The organism is Clostridium tagluense (assembly GCF_003865095.1).
GTDB classification, from domain to species: Bacteria; Bacillota; Clostridia; order Clostridiales; family Clostridiaceae; genus Clostridium_AD; species Clostridium_AD tagluense.
This window is the reverse complement of record NZ_BHYK01000005.1, coordinates 122,951-141,788: the sequence shown is the minus strand read 5'-3', so window position 1 is coordinate 141,788 and position 18,838 is coordinate 122,951. Positions and strand designations below refer to the sequence as shown.

Genomic DNA, 18,838 nt, shown 5'->3' with positions numbered 1-18,838 from the left:
ACTTACCATTATAACTTAATATAATATATTAATCTATTAACCTTATTTAAAATAAATAAAATAGTTTAAAATAATGCATAGATTTTTCTAATAAGCTTTCTTATAAAGATAAAAACAAGTGAAACGAAAAAAGAATCCCAATAAAGGGATTCTCTTAAAAACGTTTACTTAATAATTAATAGCTTCCTTGTGAATGCATAGCTTCTGCAACTTTAACAAATCCTGCAATGTTAGCTCCTGCAACTAGATTATAACCAAATCCAAATTCTTCTGCAGCATCTCTACAATTATTGTATATATTAACCATAATTGCATGTAATTTTGCATCAACTTCTTCTTCAGTCCATGATAATCTCATACTATTTTGGCTCATTTCAAGTGCTGATGTAGCAACTCCACCTGCATTTGCAGCCTTAGATGGTCCTACTTTAAGTCCCTTTTCTAAGAAGTATTCAACGGCTTCATTAGTACATGGCATATTAGCGCCTTCACAAACCATTGTTATTCCATTTGCAACTATTTGTTTAGCATGCTCAATATGAATATCATTTTGAGTAGCACATGGTATTACTATATCAACTTTTACATTCCATGGTTTTTCTCCAGCAAAGAATTCACAGCCATACTTGTCAGCATAGTCTTTAACTCTTGCGCCTTTGTTTACACGTAACATTTCAACCATGTAATCTACTTTCTCTCCAAGTACTCCAGCTGGGTCATATATGTATCCGTCTGGACCAGAAAGTGTTACTACTTTACCACCTAATTCTTCAACTTTTTTGCAAAGACCCCAAGCAACGTTACCGAAACCTGAAGATGCTACTGTTTTGCCTTTAAAGCTTGTTCCTTCATGTTTAAGCATTTCTTCACAGTAATAAGCTATACCAAATCCTGTAGCACTTGGTCTTCCTATACTTCCACCATAAGATAATCCTTTTCCTGTAAGAACTCCATTTTCGAAATTTCCTTTGATTCTTCTGTATTGTCCAAATAAATAACCGATTTCACGTCCACCAACACCAATGTCTCCAGCTGGAACGTCTACATCAGGTCCAATGTGTCTGTAAAGTTCAGTCATAAAGCTTTGGCAGAATCTCATTATTTCAGCATCAGATTTTCCTTTTGGATCAAAATCAGAACCACCTTTACCTCCACCTATTGGAAGTCCAGTTAATGAATTCTTTAATATTTGTTCAAATCCAAGGAATTTAATGATTCCTATGTAAACTGATGGATGGAATCTTAAACCACCTTTAAATGGTCCTATACATCCATTAAATTGCACTCTAAAACCACGATTAACCTGATTAACGCCTGCATCATCTATCCATGGTACTCTAAACATAATTTGTCTTTCTGGTTCACAAAATCTTTCTAAAAGATTTGCTTCCATATATTCTGGGTGTTTTTCTAAAACTGGTCCTAGTGATCCTAATACCTCTTGAACTGTTTGTAAAAATTCTGGTTCATTAGCATTTCTCTTTTTAACATTTTCTATTACCTGTTGAATATAAGCTTTTGTTTCCATAACTTAATCCCTCCCAAAAATGAATGTATAAATTCAATTTAATACCATCATGCATACTAAATTGCTTTATATATAGTATATTCTATATATTTTTTAATAATCCTTCTTTATTTTTAAAATAAAACATTATTTTTTAAAAAAAGAGTAAACATTTACATATAATTATTTTAAAGGAATATTTTATCGGGATTATCTTTCATTCTTATCTTTATAAGAGTAAACTTGATATTCTTCCCATATACTTTCCAAAGTAGAAAATGTTCTTGAAATTTTTTCTTTTTCGCGAAGTCCAACAGCAATAATTAATGCATTTATTACACTAAGCGGCGCTACTAAAGAATCAACAAAGGAAGCCATATTACTTTGGGCAATTAATGTGTAGTCAGCTTTAGCCGCAAGTGGAGATAATAAACTATCTGTAATTGCTACAACATCAGCATTTCTGCTTTTAGCAAAAGCTAAAGCTTCAATTGTTCTTGTAGCATACCTTGGAAATCCTATTCCAATCAGTACGTCTTCTTCAGAAACATTAATTATCTGTTCAAATATATCGCTAACTCCATAGGCAACAACCTTAACATTATCCAAAATTAAATTTAAATAAAAGGCTAAAAACTCTGCCAGTGCTGAGGAACTTCTAAGTCCAATTATATATATTTTTTTAGCTTTAAATAGTGAATTTACTACGTCCTCAAAAGTTTTATGATTTATCTTTTCAAGAGTAGCGCGAATATTTTCCATATCAGCTTTTAATACACCTTTTAATGCATTTTCTTGCGTAATAAAATCATTAGATAATTCAATTCTTTGAACAGTAGTTAATTTATTTTTAATTAATTCTTGAAGAGATTTTTGTAGTTTTGGATACCCACTAAAACCTAATTCATTAGCAAATCTTACAACTGTAGATTCACTTACCCCTACACTAGAACCTAATTTTGCAGCCGTCATAAAAGCAGCCTTATCATAGTGCTTTAAAATATATTCTGCTATTAACTTTTGTCCCTTACTTAAACGCGGAAACTTCACTTGAATAGCCCTCATCAAATCTTGTTTGTTGTTTTCCATAATAACCCCAATCCTTTCTATGTTAACTTTTAAAAAATGAAATAAAAATTTCATTATATAAATAAATGAAATTTTTATTTCATTTTATCATTTATTGAACATAGTTTCAACAAATTATTCATTTCTTATGAAATCTTAGCTGTTTTCTATTTTAAACAGCTAAGATTTACTCAATAATATCTTGATTTCTTCAAAACACTACTGACATTTAATAATTATAAATTCTTCAAATATCTTATTTCTTCTTCAGTCAAATTTCTCCATTCACCTTTTTCCATATTTCCCAGTGTAATCTCACCAACTGAAACTCTTTTTAATGCAATAATTGGATGATCTATAGCCTCACACATTTTTCTAATTTGACGATTCTTTCCTTCATGAATAGTAATTGTAACTTTGCTGTTAAATCCAATTCTCTTATTCATTTCAAAATTTGCTCCTGCTGTAATATATCCGTCAATATCTATACCATTACAGAACTTAAATATTTCTTCCTCTGTTGCACAGCCTTCTAATAAAGCTATATAAACTTTATTAATTGCTTGCCTTGGATGAATCACCCTATTATAGATATCTCCATCATTAGTTAATATAATTAAACCAGATGTATCATAGTCCAAACGCCCTATAGGGTATATCCTTTCTTTTGTCTTCACTAAATCTAAAATGGTTTTTCTTTCTTTTTCATCTTTTACAGTAGATACTATTCCCTCAGGTTTATTTAATGCAATATAAACCTTATTTTCTTCTATATTGATAATTTTATTATCTACATATACAGTATCTTTATCAGGGTCAACTTTTTGTCCAAGTTCTGTAACTACAAAATCATTTACTTTTACTCTCCCACCTGTAATTATTTCCTCACATTTTCTTCTTGAAGCAACCCCACATCTAGCCATGAATTTTTGCAAACGTTCTTCCACTATACCACTTCCTAATATTATTTTAATTACTATATAATTAAGTCTTCATAAAGAAGTATATAAGTATATTAGTAAAAAATCAATTGTCGAAATCTTTTTTCATTTGATTAGCACCTCCAACGTAAAATTTTATGATATATTTCACTACCCTTTCTTTTAACTTGCCTAATGATATAATATATACATAATGTAATATTCTATAAATAGAATAAAAGGAGGTATATTATGGAGTTTATGAATTACTACATGCCCACAAAAATATTGCTAGGTGAAGATGTAGTATTAAAAAATAGCAACTTATTTAATAATTATGGAGAAAAAGCTTTAATTGTAACAGGTAAAACCTCTTCAATAATAAATGGTTCATTAAAGGATGTTACGAGTGCGCTTAGGAAGGAAGGGATTTTATATGACATTTTTAATAGTGTAGAAGAAAATCCCTCTTTAGAAACTATAGAAAATATTGCAGAGCTGGGACGGGCGCAAAAATCTAATTTCATTATAGGTATTGGAGGAGGCTCTCCCCTTGATGCCTCAAAGGCAGCTGGTGTGTTAATAAATAATCCAAAGTCTACAAGATATAATTTGTTTGATAGTCCACATTTAAAATCTATACCGATAATTGCCCTTCCAACTACAGCTGGCACCGGAAGTGAAACAACTCCTTATTCTATAGTTACAGATAATGAGTTGCAAACAAAGCATGGCATATGTCAAAGGATATTTCCTAAATATGCCCTACTAGATGTAAAATATTTAATGTTCCTACCAGAACAAATAACTATTAATACTTCCATAGATGCACTATCCCATTTAATAGAAGGGTACATGTCTTCAAATGCGAATGTATTAAGTGATGCTCTAGCCGAAAAGGGCTTGAAATTATTTGGAGAATGTTTAAATATGATAAAAGAAAAAGATTTTACTTATATAGTGAGAGAAAAGTTAATGCTTGCATCTTCCATTGCTGGTATGGTAATAGCTCAAGCCGGAACATCTCTTCCACATGGTATGGGATATGCTCTTACATATTTTCATAATATACCACATGGGAAAGCAAATGGATTACTTTTAAAGTCATATTTAGAATTTTGCATGGATGAAAATAAGGTTAGAAAAATTTTATATTTATTAACCCTAGAAAATTTAGATGACCTTGGTAATTTCTTAAACGCTATGCTTGGGCACGTAAATACTATAAGTTATGAAGAAATGTGCTTATATGCAGACAAAATGACTTTAAACAATGATAAATTAAAAAATCACCCTGCACCTGTAAAAAGAGAAGATATACTGAAAATATATAATGATTCCTTAAAAATATAACTCACGTTACAGTCAACAAAGACATAAAAATAAGGAAGTGTAAAATTTACACTTCCTTATTTTTATGTCTTTAAACTTTTCTTTAACTTAATCATCATTTAAATTAATGTGGCAGTAGCCTCCAGGATTTTTTTGTAGATACTTTTGATGATAATCTTCAGCATCATAAAAACAAACTAAAGGCTGTATTTCTGTAACTATGGGTTTATTATATTTACCTTGGACTTCATCTTTTGTTTTTAATATAATATCTAAATCCACTTTATCAGTATAATAAATACCACTTCTATATTGACTGCCTACATCAGGCCCTTGCCTATTAGAAACTGTAGGATCTATTATTCCCCAAAACTTATTTAATATTTTTTGAAGGGATATAATGTTTTCATCGTAACTTATTAAACATGCTTCTGCATGACCTGTGCTTCCCGTGCAAACCTCATTATATGTTGGATCTTTCTTTGAACCATTAGCATAACCAACTACAGTTTCAATAATACCATTTATTCTTGATATGTAAGCTTCTACACCCCAAAAACATCCTCCTGCTACAACAATAGTCTTCATAAACGCACCTCCATATTATATAAACTAGTACATATATATATATATTACTACAAATGCATTTGCTTTTCTAACTAATTGTAAAAAATAATCTAGTAATAGTAAATTTTCCTCTTGTTAGTTTTACTTACATTATACTATTTCTTTCTTTTTATCTAAAAATTTAAAATCCTCCGCTACAACTTCCATACTATATTTTTTGTTTCCATCTTTATCTATATAACTGCTACTGCAAAGTCTACCAGTTAGACCAATTTGGCTTCCTTTCCCTAAATATTTGCACATAGTTTCTGCTAGTGTATTCCATACTAAAACATTTATAAAATCGGCTTCAGGTTGTGAGTCCTTACGTTGTATCCTATTAATTGCCAATGTAAATTTAGTATAAAATCCTTTTCCATCATTAAAATCTTTTAGTTCCAAATCTCTTGTTATTCTGCCTATCAATGATACATTATTCATAATATCTCTCCTTTTTTTTAATAGCTTTTTAAATTATTGACAGCAAAAATAATTTTTATACAAACAAATGTTTGCTTTTAAATTTATTGTTTTGTGGTAACAAAAAACTTTCGCCTTCCTAGAGTCAATCTAAGAAAGCGAAAGTATATTTTTTATTGAAAATTTATTTATTGTAATATATAGTCTTAATATTTTTTTCAATTTCCTCTTTAGTTCTTGTGTCAAAAGGATTATTAGTCATTGCCGTAACAAATAAATATGGAAAAGCATTTTTTAAATGCTTCATATACAAAACCCATTGACTTACGCTTGCTCCATATACTCTTTTTATATCAATTTCTAAATGTTCTTTTTCATCATCTCTTAGTTCTGATAAATTTCTTGAAGATAACTCATCTTGTAAATGAAAAACTGCAGTTAATAAATGCGTAAAAATTTCATGTTCTAATAAATTTGGGTTTTCTAATAATTTAAGTAAAAATTCCCTTTTACATAATAGAAATTCATTCATTCTTTCTAAATCAACTTTGCAAAATTCAATTTGATAGTTATAATTTTTGCATTTTTCTAATGCTTTTTTAAAATCTCTTTCTTCCCAACTTGGTTCAACTATAAGGGAATTTGCTATTTCATCTACCTTTGGATGAATGGATGTACAGTATTTTAAAATAGTAGTACCTACTTCATTAAAATATACACCTATTATTAAATTGAGTTTTTCCATTAAGGCTTCTCTCTCTCTTATTTTAATAACTCCATCTATAACTAATGATACAAATAAAACCTCAATAGGTATAAATGCTAAATCACCTACAATATATAAGAATATATGATGTGCATCTCTAAAAACAAAATAGTGAAAACAATATAATAATGCTGATGAAAGTATCAATAATACCGAAAGTTTTAAACGCCAATCCGTTTTCTTCATGTTTGTCCCCCTCTGGAATTACTCTAAGTAAAATATTGACGCTTTTATAATTATTGATTCTTCGTGACTTCTACTTTGAATCATAAATTGTGAAATAATTTCTTTATCTGTTCTAGTTACTATTGCTAAATCACCTTGATTAAGATTTATTTTCCCATTTATTTCTGAATCTATTTCTATATCACCTTTTACTATATAGAATGCTTCTGTTATTTGAGAAGACTTTTCAACATCATTCACATTAATATCTTTAAACTCTCCTGCATTAACTGAAATCGCCTCTAATTTCCCTTTGTAACCTTTAGCCATCATTAAATTAAAATCTGTAACCTTACCAAAACTTTTTGTCACCCACTCTCCGCTAAAATTATCCTGCTGAAATGCTTTTAACGTAGCATTGTGATGATTTTCATGTTCAAGAAGTAGTTCTCCCTCAAGAACCATAATAATCCTAGATATGCCTTGCAAAAAAGTAAATGTAGAAGATTCTACTTGGACCTTTGCAGAACTAAGCCTCCATTTAAAATTACGAAGACTATATTGTGAATCCACAGGATAAATGTAAAGCTCAGTTGTTGTACCACCAGACCATTCACTTGTTTTATGTTGGTTTTTTTTAATTACTTCAATATTGCATGACATTTATATATCCTCCTTTTTTTTATAAGCCTACCAGTAACCTAAAATTTAAAAAATCAATAATGAAAATAATAGGAATTAAGTATATACTCAGCATTATACTTATCACATAATTTTTTCAGATAAATCTTAACCTTTTCTTTATGTTCTAAATCCATTAGAAGTTTTTTAAAATGCGCATGTTCTTTATCAGAAGCACTATTTTTCACATAGCCCCAAACATGTTCGCAAGTATTTATAAAACTTCCATTCTCTACAGGAAAATTCATTACTTCATCTGTGTACTCATAGAATTCCTGAATACTGCAATTTTCTTTAACAAGGCGGCTACACTCTTTATAATATTTATAATTTCTTTCCATTAGCAAATATTTATATTTTGCCCACTGCTTTTCTGTAATTACATGCTTTAATTTCTTATTCATATTACTAACTACAAGATTGCATTTTATAGCTGAAACATCCTTATCTTTTACTTCTAGCATAATATCAAGATTAAACTCTTTAACTTCTTCATAGTATTCTAGAAAGTTTTTAATTATTATAGTATTTGAATGCGCCCCTACATGTTTAAGTAAATCTTGTTGACTATAATGGACCTTTGGATTTCCATCTTCTTCTTTCCATGTTTTAGCTACCCTATTCATTATCTCTTTTATTGGAATCTCCATTTCATGATTACACTCATGGTGAAGGTTATCAAATATTACTGGTATATTAATTTCAGCACTTACGAAAAGTAAATCATTAATATTGAATGTTCTATCATCATTCTCAATTACAAGCCTATTCTTTACTGATAGGGATAATCTTTTAAAATTTTCAATAAACCTATTCATAGCGGAAGCCTTATCTCCATAACCACCACCAATATGAAGTATTATCTTATTCTCTCCGTCTACCCCTAATGCATCAAGAAATCTAGCATGATATTCCAAATCTTTAATTGCTTTTTCTACAATGTCTTCTTTTTCTGCATTAAGAACTGTATATTGTCCTGGATGCATAGAAACCCTCATACCACATTTTTTTATATATTCCCCTATTTCATTTAATTCATTTTGAAAATATTTATGCCAAGGAATTTCATTAATACTATGGCTTCCTAGTGGAACTATATCTGAGCTTATTCTAAATAACTTTATGTTATACTTCTCATTGTTCTCTAGTATTTGTCTCAAATCTATTAGATTTTGCTCTAATACCTCTAAAAGCATCTTTTCGGAAAAATTTTTCAGTGTTAATCTTCTGTTTGTTCTTGCATCTATTGTAAGTGGTATGCATGCATATCCAATTTTCATGTTTTCCTCCTGTTGATATTTATATTTATAAAAAAAACTATACTTATATTGCTACTACTTCTGCCAGGTTATTCTTCTATATTAATCACATAAATGACGTTAAAAAGCAATAAAAGATTAAGAAAGCATAAATAACTTTCTTAACCCTTTTATCACTATACACCAATATAAATTAAACTTCAAATAAATATAAGTCACTTACTATTTCATAAATTATTGAAAATCAAATACATTTTCAAATTTAGGCTTTATGACGAATTTACCTTGTTTATCTATGAACCCCCACTTATTATCCATTTTAACCGCTGCTACACCTTCTGAAAAGTCTGAAGCTGATTCAAAGGTAGGTTTAATAGTCCACTGCAACTTACTGTCCATATAACCCCATTTATCATTTTTTTCTATTGCTACTAAGCCTTCAGAGTACTTTAATTTGGAATAGGGGTTATCATCAAATTTAGGTTCTATTATAAGCTCCCCCTTTTTATTTATTATTCCCCACTTATTTTCAGTTTTTACTGCAGCTAATCCATCTGAAAAATCTGATACATCTTCAAACTTAGGTTGTATCAAAAAAGCACCATTTTTATCAATAATACCCCATTTATCCTTTACTTTTACAAAAGCAAGCCCACCCGAAAAGTCCTCCGCATCATCAAATTGTGGTTTTATAATGAAATTTCCTTTTTTATCTAAATACCCCCATTTATAGTTATAACAAGCAGGTATTAGCCCTTCAGAAAATTCTACAACTTGAAAATTTCTAGAATAATTCCCAATATCATCAAACACAGGTTGAATTATAAATGAACCACTTTTATCTATGCATCCCCATTTTCCATCACTACAGATTACTGCAGCCCCTTCTTTAAAATTCCCAAGTGAAGTTCCCTTAAATTTAGGTTCTATAACCATAGTCCCTTTTTTATCTATATAGCCATATTTACCATTTTGGCTTGCTAATGCTAATCCTTCTGAAAAATTGTATGCATTATCAAAATTTGGCTTTATAGACCATTCCCCCTTTATATCTATATACCCATACTTATTTTCATATTCAGCAGAAGCTAGCCCTTCTGAAAATTTTCCTACTGCACTAAACTTTGGCTTAATAACCCACTGACCACCCTTATCAATAAAACCCCACTTTCCTTCATAATTAGCAGCTACCATATTACTTTTGTTCGTAGCCTCCAGATTATTCGAATTTACAATTTCCTTGCCTTTTTTACTTACTGAAGGTAAACATATGATTAGCCCTGTTATTAAAATAGTAACTGCTGTTATTCGTATTCTTTTATTTTTTTCCACATATTACATCTCCTCGTAACTAAAATAATTAAAACAATTCGTAATTAATTGGTAATATATTACATATAATACCATCATAAAGTGTTTATGTAAATAGTTTTTACAAAATATGTAATATATTTATACATTGAAACTATCAAATTTATTTGTTTTTTATAATAGTAAAAATATAAAATTCCCTAAAAAAATAAAACCTTATAGGTTTCATTTTTTTAGGGAATCATGATGCTAAGGATTTATTCAAATTTTAGAATCTACTACCCTGTTAAATCATCACCTGCGGTGCTGCAGTATTAACGACTTCAGAAGGAGATTTACCCCCAGTGAAGTTTTATTTTTGTTGTAGTATGTAACACCCACTTATAGAAGTTGGAGACTTTCCTTCTGAAATGTCGTTAAAATAAATCAATTAAATCACCAGCATTATTTTTCAACCTATCTACAGAGTGAATATACCGATTAGTGGTGGCTAAATTTTTATGCGCAGCAAAATCACGAACTTTTTCTACGGTAGCCCCTTCTAAAATTGCTAGAGTAATGGCTGTATGCCTAGTAGAATGAACTTGCAGATTTTTATCTATACCTGCATTTTTGCATACTTTTTTTATCATGTAATTTAAAGTACTTGCATCTAATTTTTCTTTATTCTTGCCATTACTGGAATGACCAATAAATAAATACTCCTCTCCACTAGATAACTTATTTCTCTTAGTAAGCAGAATATACTCGTTAATCATAGCAAGAACGTTTTTTTGAAGTTTTACTATATCCTCCTTGCCACCCTTTCTCCTTACTTTAACTACATCATAACCAGTATAAGTAGTAACATGTTTTATTTTAATATTTATAATTTCTGATTTTCTTAAAGCAGTGGTTAATGCAAGTACTAATATAGTTTTATTTCTATGGCCTAATATAGTAGTTGTATCTATACTACTTAATAAAACCTTACACTCTTCTTTTGTTAAAAACTCAGTTTCCTTGTTGTTTATAACTGGTTTTTCTTCTTTTAAATTTGCAAAAGGATTATATTTAATTATATGAATATCTGTGGAGTTATCTTGGTATTTTAATAACCATTTATATAGTGCACTCAATGATGATATTTTCCGATTTATAGTGGCAGAAGCCATATTTTTATCCATTAATTTTATTATATAATTTTGTGTATTTACTATAGAAACTTTTCTAATATCTTCTATACTGATATCAGAAATAGAGTCTACGCTGAAATAATCTTTTATATCGCGTTCATAGCTTTTAGAAGTATAAATACTTTTTCTAGCTTTGATTTCAAGAAAATACCATATAAAATGTTTATTGTCTAAAAATACGTTTGAATCACAATTGTATTCTATAATTTTTTTTATCATATATATTCTCCCTTAATATTTTCCTTTTTCTATGAATTTTAAAAAGCTGCAAACAGTAAGTTAGCAGCTTTTTAAAGTATACAGACTATAATGCATCTTTGACTTGTTATTTTTTAAATGATTAATTACTCTTCTAATGAGCTAATTAGATTTATTATTTCTTCTAAGGCTAATTTTTCATCATCACCATTTGCTATAACGTTTACAGTACTGTTAGAACCAACACCAAGAGATAAAATACCTATTAAACTCTTAATATTGGCCTTTTTACCCATATATTCTAAACCTATATCGGATTTGAAAGAAGCAGCTTTCCTTACTAATAATGTGGCTGGCCTTGCATGCAGCCCTTTTGGATTACTAACCATAACTTCTCTTGATACCAATTCACTTCACCCCAATACTTTAATAATAGCATGAGCTAACATATAAAAGTTTACTATTAACTCATACTACTATAATAGCATTAAAAAGTATGTAAATCAATTTTAAATATTTTCAACAAACTTTGCTATTCTATCAATTCCATTTTTTATGTTTTCCATTGAAGTAGCATAGGATAGTCTAATAAAATTATCTGCTCCAAATGCAATACCGGGTATAACCGCAACTTTTTCCTTTTGAAGTAAAAGTTCTGAAAATTGGAGTGAATCTTTTATAATTTTTCCATCTATTGATTTATTTAATACTTTGCACAAATTTACCATAACATAGAAAGCACCTTCAGGTTCTATGCAAGATAAATTACCGATACTATTAATTCTCTCTACCATATAATCTCGCCTTAGCTTAAATTGTTCAACCATAACGTGCATATCATCTTGCTTACCGTTTATTGCTTCAACTGATGCATACTGGGCAATTGAATTAGGATTCGAGGTAGTATGGCTTTGAAGGTTAGACATCAATGCTATTATTTCTGCACTAGCAGCAGCATACCCTATTCTCCATCCTGTCATAGCATAGGCCTTAGAAACACCATTGATTACAATAGTTCTATTATAAGCATCCTCTGAAAGAGTTGCTATACTAATATGAGGATTAGTTCCATATAATAATTTTTCATAAATTTCATCTGATATTATAAATAAATTGTTTGTTTTTGCAAAATCAGCAATTTCTATAAGTTCTTCCCTTGAATATACTGTCCCTGTAGGATTATTGGGACTATTTAATACTATTGCTTTAGATTTAGAAGTTATTGCTCTATTTAGGTTTTCAATTGTTAATTTGAATTTGTGTATTTCTTCTGTTTGTACATAAACAGGCTCTCCATCTGCTAATTTAACTAATTCTGGATAACTTACCCAATACGGAACTCCTATTAACACTTCGTCTCCTGGATTTAAAATAGTTTGAAAAACATTAGCTAAGCATTGTTTTGCTCCAGTTGAAACTATAATTTGGGATGGTATATAAGTTAAGTTATTATCACTTTTTAATTTTTGAATTATTGCATGTTTTAACTCAATAATACCTGATGAAGCTGTATATTTGGTCTTTCCTTCTTGAATTGCTTTTATAGCAGCATCTTGAATGTTTTTTGGTGTATTAAAATCAGGTTCACCAGCACCAAAACCTATGACATCTATTCCATCAGCCCTCATTTTTTTTGCCTTTGCAGTTATATCCAATGTTAAAGATGGTGATATTTGTTTAGCTTTTTTAGAAAAAATCATTTTTTTTACCCCCAACACATATATTATTTGTATATTTTTACATGAATTTGATTTAAATTAGATAATTGAATTTTTGCCTTCATTTATAAATAAAGTGAAGGATATAATTCATATACTACTAATATAGCATTTTTCTTTTGTAATGTAAATAGTACAAATTTTCTATAAATAGTGTACAAATTTCTATAAAAAAATAAAGAGCTTATACCACAAGCCCTTTTTATATTTATTATCTAGGTTGAACTATTAATTTAATTGCAGTTCTTTCTTCGCCTTCTATTATTACATCTGTAAATGCAGGTATACAAACTAGGTCAACACCACTAGGTGCAACAAACCCTCTTGCTATAGCAATAGCCTTAACTGCTTGATTAATTGCACCAGCACCTATTGCTTGAATTTCTGCTGCTCCTTTTTCTCTTAGTACTCCTGCTAAGGCTCCTGCTACTGAATTTGGGCTAGATTTTGCTGAAACTTTTAACACTTCCATAATAAACCTCCTATTAGCCAATTTAATTGCTACATTTGTATTATTCTACAAACATAAAAAAAATCCTCTTAAAATTTGGAAATTTTCTAAATTTTAAGAGGAGTAAATATTATATTGGTTTATTTAGCATAATCAATGGCTCTTGTTTCTCTGATTACATTCACCTTAATTTGGCCTGGATATTCTAGTTCATTTTCAATTCTTTTAACTAGATTTCTTGCCAATTCAACAGCACCTGCATCATCAATTATTTCTGGTTTAATCATGATTCTAACTTCTCTTCCAGCTTGAATAGCATATGACTTTTCGACGCCTTCATAGGAATTTGCAATTTCTTCTAATTTTTCTAGTCTTTTAATATAGGCTTCCAGAGTTTCTCTTCTTGCACCTGGTCTTGCAGCTGATATAGCATCTGCTGCTTGAACTAGTATTGCTTCAAGAGACTGTAGTTCAACGTCACCGTGATGAGCTGCAATAGCATTTACTACAATAGCTGATTCGTGGTGTTTCTTTGCTATCTCTGCACCTATAAGTGCATGTGGTCCTTCAACTTCATGGTCTACAGCTTTACCTATATCATGAAGTAGTCCACACCTTTTAGCAAGAGTTGGATCAATTCCGAGTTCAGAGGCCATAAGCCCAGCTAAGTATGAAACTTCAATAGAATGTTTTAATACATTTTGACCATAACTAGTTCTGTATTTAAGCCTTCCAAGTAGTCTAATAATTTCTGAATGAAGACCATGCACTCCTGTTTCAAAAGTAGCTTGTTCTCCTTCTTCTCTTATATCACTCTCAACCTCTTTTTTAGCTTTTTCTACCATTTCTTCAATTCTAGCAGGATGAATTCTTCCATCCACTATTAGCTTCTCAAGTGCTATTCTAGCAACTTCACGTCTTATAGGATCAAATGCTGAAAGAATTACTGCTTCAGGTGTATCATCTATTATTAAATCAACGCCTGTAAGTGTTTCTAGAGTTCGAATATTTCTACCCTCTCTACCTATTATTCTTCCCTTCATTTCATCATTAGGAAGCGAAACTACATGAACTGTTGTTTCTGCAACATGATCAGCAGCGCATCTTTGAATAGCATAAGTAATAATTTCTCGTGCTTTTTTATCGGCTTCTTCTTTTGCCTTAGTTTCAATTTCTTTAATCATAATTGCGGCATCATGTTTAATTTCTTTTTTAATTTCATCTAATAAAACTTGTTTTGCTTCATCGGCTGTTAAACCTGATAGTCTTTCTAATTCTTCCCTTTGTTTTGTGTATAAATCTTGAATACTTGCTTCTAACATCTCAATTTCTTGTTGCTTTTTATTAAGATTTTCTTCTTTTCTCTCTAGCACATCACTTTTTTTATCTAAAGATTCCTCTCTTTGGATATTTCTTCTTTCTAACCTTTGAACTTCATTACGTCTTTCTCTTGATTCTTTTTCTAAATCGGTTCTAAGTCTGTGAACTTCTTCTTTGGCTTCTAAAATAGCTTCTTTCTTTTTTGTTTCAGATTCTTTTGAACTTTCATCAAGAATTTTTTTAGCTTCTTTTTCAGCTTCAGAAATATTTGCTTGAGATATATTTTTTCTAGTATAAATTACAACAAAAATACCCACTAAAACAACAACCAAAATAGCACAACCTATTAAGATCATTCGACTATTAGTATCCATCGATTATCAACACCTCCTTTGCTTATTTTCGAGTCTATTTAAGAGTAAACATGAAAGCTAGAGAAGGTGTAATATTTATTCAATTGGTAGCAGTTTGAATATGCTAAACCAGTATTTGTATTTATTTTATATTACTTTTCAATTAATGTCAAGATTTTAACATTTAAATAAATTATTTTACTTTACTATCATACAATAATTATGCTAAACAATAATATGCTACACCTTAAAAAGCATATACTTCACATTATTATAGTACTACTATTCCACAATTATACTTAGAATATACTAGTTAAATTAAAATAGCATATAATCTCCAATAATGAAAAGAAGAAAAAAAGCAAGTAGCCACTTGCTTTTATTCTTCTTTTTTACTAACTTCTTTTATTTCTTTTGCTTGTTTTACTTCTTTCTTATCAATTACTGGAGCTTTTGATAAAGGTAGATTATATTTTTCTCTGATTTTATTTTCTATTTCAAACATTACCAGAGCATTGTCTTTAAAGTATTGTTTTGCATTTTCTCTTCCTTGTCCAAGACGTATATCTCCATAGGCAAACCATGCTCCACTTTTTTGTACAATTTCTTCTTTAACGCCTATATCTAAAACATCTCCCTCGCGAGATATACCTTCACCGTACATAATATCAAATTCAGCTTGTTTAAATGGAGGGGCAACTTTATTTTTGACTATTTTTATTCTTGTTCTATTACCCATAAATTGATCACCTTGTTTAATTGTATCTATTCTTCTGATATCTATTCTAACAGAAGCATAAAATTTTAATGCTCTACCGCCAGGAGTTACTTCTGGATTTCCAAACATTACTCCAACTTTTTCTCTTAATTGGTTTATAAACACAAGAACACATTTTGATTTATTTATAGATCCAGCAAGTTTTCTTAGCGCTTGTGACATAAGTCTTGCTTGCAATCCTATATGAGAGTCTCCCATTTCGCCTTCAATTTCGGCTTTAGGCACCAATGCGGCTACTGAATCCACAACAATAACATCTATAGCCCCTGAACGAACTAAGGCCTCTGTAATCTCTAAAGCCTGCTCACCAGTATCTGGCTGAGAAACTATTAAATCATCTATATTAATTCCTAGTGATTTAGCATAAATAGGATCTAGTGCATGTTCTACATCAATAAATGCAGCTGTTCCGCCTTCTTTCTGTGCTTCTGACACTATATGTAGTGCAACTGTAGTTTTACCTGAAGATTCTGGTCCAAAAATTTCAATCATTCTTCCTCTAGGAACACCACCTATACCAAGCCCTATATCCAGTCCTAAACAACCAGTAGAAATAGCATCTAAATTTAACGTACTATGGTCTCCCAGTTTCATTATTGAACCTTTACCAAATTGTTTCTCTATTTGACCCATAGCTGCTTCTAGTGCTTTTAATTTTTCATTATTCATACATTTCCCCTTAGGGTTCACCATCCTTCTTATTACGAACATTTGTTCTATGTTAAGTATACACCATTTGTTTTGCATGGTCAACATGCAAAATAAAAGTTCCTAGTTTTTCCTTCACTTGGAATATTACAATAGGAACTCCATTATTTGTATTATTAACAAACTATAATAAATTAATCACTTATCAATTCTAATTGAGTCTTTATTTTTAACAAAATAGTCAACTCCTGATATTATTGTAATAATTACTGCAGCAGCCATAAATATATCAGTTAGCACATTTAAAATTGGATGTACATAAGATAAGTTTAATAATGCTGTAATTATAGCAACTATTTGAATAACAGTTTTTATTTTTCCCCACCAGCTAGCTGCAATTACTTTTCCCTCCGAGGCAGCTATTGTTCGAAGACCTGAAACTGCAAATTCTCTAGCAATTATAATCATAGCTACCCAACTAGCTACAATCTGAAGTTCCACTAAGGAAACAAGTGCAGCAGTTACCAATAGTTTATCAGCTAGAGGATCCATAAATTTACCGAAATTAGTTATTTGGTTTCTGCTTCTAGCTATATATCCATCTAATTTGTCTGTAAGAGAAGCTACTATGAAAATAATAGTAGCAACTTCTCTTCCATAAGGTATGTCTTGAACTGCCATAAATATTAAAAATATAGGCACTAGAAAAATTCGGAGCATTGTAAGTTTATTCGCAAGATTCATAGCACACAACTCCTATTAAATCGTATTCTAAAGCTTTAGTAACTTTGACATTAACAAATTCTCCCTTATTATACACCACATCAGATTCAAAGAAAATATTTCCATCAACCTCCGGTGCCATTTCATAACCCCTGCCAAAATATGTTTTATCATTAACCCCTTCTACTAAAACCTTGTATGTTTTTCCTATCTTTTTACTATTTAGTTCTTTGGATATACTTTGTTGTATTAACATCAGTTCTTCTTCACGTTTTACTTTTATATCTTCAGAAATTTGATTTTCCATTTCTGCTGCGGCAGTACCATCTTCCATTGAATACTTAAATACTCCCAATTTGTCAAATTTAGTTTCTTTAATAAACTGTTTTAACTCCTGAAAATTTTCCTCTGTTTCACCTGGGAATCCAACAATAAGTGTAGTTCTAAGGTTTACTCCAGCAATGTTTTTTCTCATCTTGTTTATGTTTTCTGTTATAATATTCTTTCTTCCTTTTCTTCTCATGGATTTAAGAATATCATCACTTATATGTTGGATTGGTATATCTACATATTTGCATACTTTATCGTTTATTGATATTTCACTTATAATTTCATCCGTAATTTCTTCTGCATAACAGTAAAGTACTCTAATCCATTCAATTTCACTTATTTCAGAAATTTTTCTTATCAGCTTATGCAAGGTTTTCTCACCGTACAAATCAATACCATATCTAGTAGTATCTTGAGCAACTAAAATAATTTCTTTGCAACCATGCTGGCTTAAGTCCTTAACCTCTTGTACTATATTTTCCATCTTTCTGCTTCTATATTTACCTCTAATATTTGGTATTGCACAATATGCACAAGCATTATCACAGCCCTCTGATATTCTAACATAAGCTGTGTACGTTCCTGTAGTTAATACCCTTTGACCTTCATTAATATTTTCATCACTATAAGTATAATGTTGTACTTTAATATTTTTGGAAAGCACCTCTTCTATACTACTCAGTAACTTACTATAATCATTGACACCAAGCATTATATCAAGTTCTGGCATAAGCTCAAGCAATTCTGCTCCATAACGCTGAGTAAGGCACCCAGTTGCAATTAAAACCGTACACTTGTATTTGTCTTTGTATTTTGACATTTCTAAAATAGTGTCTATTGATTCTTGTTTTGAAGATTCTATAAATCCGCAAGTATTTACTAAAATTATATTTGCAAGTTTAGGATCGTTTGTAATGTCATATTTTTCACTTAAACTACCTATTATAATCTCACTATCAATTCTATTTTTATCACAACCTAAATTTATAACTCCAACTTTTAATTTTTCCACGGGTCATCCTCCTTGTTTATATACCTTTTTAGATAACATTTAACTGTTATCTTCCTTGTCTGGTTTTATAGGTGCATAATAGTTATTAACTATTAAC

18 protein-coding genes are annotated in these 18,838 nt (G+C 30.1%); 1 reads left to right on the top strand and 17 read right to left on the bottom strand.

What is annotated here, in order from left to right; all coding sequences use genetic code 11:
• Nucleotides 1–175: 175 nt before the first annotated feature.
• From gdhA to Ctaglu_RS06195, 3 genes are all read right to left on the bottom strand, one after another.
• Nucleotides 176–1,528, bottom strand: coding sequence for an NADP-specific glutamate dehydrogenase (gene gdhA / locus Ctaglu_RS06205; protein WP_124999143.1), 1,353 nt, complete (start codon nucleotides 1,526–1,528; stop codon nucleotides 176–178).
• 189 nt (nucleotides 1,529–1,717) lie between these two features.
• A complete protein-coding gene (locus tag Ctaglu_RS06200) occupies nucleotides 1,718–2,596 on the bottom strand; it encodes a MurR/RpiR family transcriptional regulator (protein ID WP_124999141.1) in 879 nt (292 codons plus the stop codon).
• Between the two features lie 215 nt (nucleotides 2,597–2,811).
• A complete protein-coding gene (locus Ctaglu_RS06195; protein ID WP_124999139.1) occupies nucleotides 2,812–3,522 on the bottom strand; it encodes a pseudouridine synthase in 711 nt (236 codons plus the stop codon).
• A gap of 225 nt (nucleotides 3,523–3,747) precedes the next feature.
• Between Ctaglu_RS06195 and Ctaglu_RS06190 the strand changes: the two genes are divergently transcribed.
• On the top strand, nucleotides 3,748–4,848 hold the full coding sequence (locus tag Ctaglu_RS06190; protein WP_124999137.1) for an iron-containing alcohol dehydrogenase family protein: 1,101 nt from the start codon (nucleotides 3,748–3,750) through the stop codon (nucleotides 4,846–4,848).
• Nucleotides 4,849–4,935: 87 nt separating this feature from the next.
• Here Ctaglu_RS06190 and msrA read toward each other — a convergent pair whose 3' ends face one another.
• The 14 genes from msrA to rimO all read right to left on the bottom strand — a co-directional run bounded on the left by msrA (nucleotide 4,936) and on the right by rimO (nucleotide 18,741).
• A complete protein-coding gene (msrA, locus tag Ctaglu_RS06185; protein WP_124999136.1) occupies nucleotides 4,936–5,415 on the bottom strand; it encodes a peptide-methionine (S)-S-oxide reductase MsrA in 480 nt (159 codons plus the stop codon).
• Between the two features lie 129 nt (nucleotides 5,416–5,544).
• Complete coding sequence (locus Ctaglu_RS06180; protein WP_124999134.1) at nucleotides 5,545–5,874, bottom strand: single-stranded DNA-binding protein; 330 nt, start codon at nucleotides 5,872–5,874, stop codon at nucleotides 5,545–5,547.
• Nucleotides 5,875–6,037: 163 nt separating this feature from the next.
• Nucleotides 6,038–6,805, bottom strand: a complete 768-nt coding sequence (locus Ctaglu_RS06175; protein WP_124999132.1) for an MJ1433 family protein — start codon at nucleotides 6,803–6,805, stop codon at nucleotides 6,038–6,040.
• An 18-nt stretch (nucleotides 6,806–6,823) separates the two neighbouring features.
• Entirely contained in the window at nucleotides 6,824–7,447 is a 624-nt protein-coding gene (locus Ctaglu_RS06170; RefSeq protein ID WP_124999130.1) for a HutD family protein, read from the bottom strand.
• 53 nt (nucleotides 7,448–7,500) lie between these two features.
• Nucleotides 7,501–8,745: a UV DNA damage repair endonuclease UvsE gene (gene uvsE / locus Ctaglu_RS06165; RefSeq protein WP_124999128.1), complete on the bottom strand. Its 1,245-nt coding sequence runs from the start codon at nucleotides 8,743–8,745 to the stop codon at nucleotides 7,501–7,503.
• A gap of 213 nt (nucleotides 8,746–8,958) precedes the next feature.
• Nucleotides 8,959–10,056, bottom strand: coding sequence for a WG repeat-containing protein (locus Ctaglu_RS06160; RefSeq protein ID WP_124999126.1), 1,098 nt, complete (start codon nucleotides 10,054–10,056; stop codon nucleotides 8,959–8,961).
• A 395-nt stretch (nucleotides 10,057–10,451) separates the two neighbouring features.
• Nucleotides 10,452–11,429, bottom strand: a complete 978-nt coding sequence (locus tag Ctaglu_RS06155) for a tyrosine-type recombinase/integrase (protein WP_124999124.1) — start codon at nucleotides 11,427–11,429, stop codon at nucleotides 10,452–10,454.
• Nucleotides 11,430–11,554: 125 nt separating this feature from the next.
• Complete coding sequence (locus Ctaglu_RS06150) at nucleotides 11,555–11,815, bottom strand: HPr family phosphocarrier protein (protein WP_124999122.1); 261 nt, start codon at nucleotides 11,813–11,815, stop codon at nucleotides 11,555–11,557.
• Nucleotides 11,816–11,917: 102 nt separating this feature from the next.
• Nucleotides 11,918–13,108 carry a pyridoxal phosphate-dependent aminotransferase gene (locus Ctaglu_RS06145; RefSeq protein ID WP_124999120.1) on the bottom strand — a complete coding sequence of 397 codons (1,191 nt, stop codon included), beginning with the start codon at nucleotides 13,106–13,108 and terminating at the stop codon, nucleotides 11,918–11,920.
• 229 nt (nucleotides 13,109–13,337) lie between these two features.
• Nucleotides 13,338–13,598 (bottom strand): stage V sporulation protein S, encoded by a 261-nt coding sequence (locus tag Ctaglu_RS06140; protein WP_124999118.1) that lies wholly within the window; start codon nucleotides 13,596–13,598, stop codon nucleotides 13,338–13,340.
• Between the two features lie 119 nt (nucleotides 13,599–13,717).
• Nucleotides 13,718–15,271: a ribonuclease Y gene (gene rny, locus Ctaglu_RS06135; protein WP_185732599.1), complete on the bottom strand. Its 1,554-nt coding sequence runs from the start codon at nucleotides 15,269–15,271 to the stop codon at nucleotides 13,718–13,720.
• A 358-nt stretch (nucleotides 15,272–15,629) separates the two neighbouring features.
• Nucleotides 15,630–16,697, bottom strand: a complete 1,068-nt coding sequence (gene recA, locus Ctaglu_RS06130; RefSeq protein WP_124999116.1) for a recombinase RecA — start codon at nucleotides 16,695–16,697, stop codon at nucleotides 15,630–15,632.
• Between the two features lie 177 nt (nucleotides 16,698–16,874).
• Nucleotides 16,875–17,420 (bottom strand): CDP-diacylglycerol--glycerol-3-phosphate 3-phosphatidyltransferase, encoded by a 546-nt coding sequence (gene pgsA / locus Ctaglu_RS06125; RefSeq protein WP_124999114.1) that lies wholly within the window; start codon nucleotides 17,418–17,420, stop codon nucleotides 16,875–16,877.
• Complete coding sequence (rimO, locus tag Ctaglu_RS06120) at nucleotides 17,404–18,741, bottom strand: 30S ribosomal protein S12 methylthiotransferase RimO (protein ID WP_124999112.1); 1,338 nt, start codon at nucleotides 18,739–18,741, stop codon at nucleotides 17,404–17,406. Before rimO ends, pgsA begins: the two co-directional genes overlap by 17 nt.
• Nucleotides 18,742–18,838 lie beyond the last annotated feature (97 nt).

Bases quoted from the DNA above. Each gene is read 5' to 3' on its own strand.
- gdhA (WP_124999143.1), bottom strand. From the start codon at position 1,528: ATGGAAACAAAAGCTTATATTCAACAGGTAATAGAAAATGTTAAAAAG.
- Ctaglu_RS06200 (WP_124999141.1), bottom strand. From the start codon at position 2,596: ATGGAAAACAACAAACAAGATTTGATGAGGGCTATTCAAGTGAAGTTT.
- Ctaglu_RS06190 (WP_124999137.1), top strand. From the start codon at position 3,748: ATGGAGTTTATGAATTACTACATGCCCACAAAAATATTGCTAGGTGAA.
- msrA (WP_124999136.1), bottom strand. From the start codon at position 5,415: ATGAAGACTATTGTTGTAGCAGGAGGATGTTTTTGGGGTGTAGAAGCT.
- Ctaglu_RS06180 (WP_124999134.1), bottom strand. From the start codon at position 5,874: ATGAATAATGTATCATTGATAGGCAGAATAACAAGAGATTTGGAACTA.
- Ctaglu_RS06175 (WP_124999132.1), bottom strand. From the start codon at position 6,805: ATGAAGAAAACGGATTGGCGTTTAAAACTTTCGGTATTATTGATACTT.
- Ctaglu_RS06170 (WP_124999130.1), bottom strand. From the start codon at position 7,447: ATGTCATGCAATATTGAAGTAATTAAAAAAAACCAACATAAAACAAGT.
- uvsE (WP_124999128.1), bottom strand. From the start codon at position 8,745: ATGAAAATTGGATATGCATGCATACCACTTACAATAGATGCAAGAACA.
- Ctaglu_RS06155 (WP_124999124.1), bottom strand. From the start codon at position 11,429: ATGATAAAAAAAATTATAGAATACAATTGTGATTCAAACGTATTTTTA.
- Ctaglu_RS06145 (WP_124999120.1), bottom strand. From the start codon at position 13,108: ATGATTTTTTCTAAAAAAGCTAAACAAATATCACCATCTTTAACATTG.
- Ctaglu_RS06140 (WP_124999118.1), bottom strand. From the start codon at position 13,598: ATGGAAGTGTTAAAAGTTTCAGCAAAATCTAGCCCAAATTCAGTAGCA.
- rny (WP_185732599.1), bottom strand. From the start codon at position 15,271: ATGGATACTAATAGTCGAATGATCTTAATAGGTTGTGCTATTTTGGTT.
- recA (WP_124999116.1), bottom strand. From the start codon at position 16,697: ATGAATAATGAAAAATTAAAAGCACTAGAAGCAGCTATGGGTCAAATA.
- pgsA (WP_124999114.1), bottom strand. From the start codon at position 17,420: ATGAATCTTGCGAATAAACTTACAATGCTCCGAATTTTTCTAGTGCCT.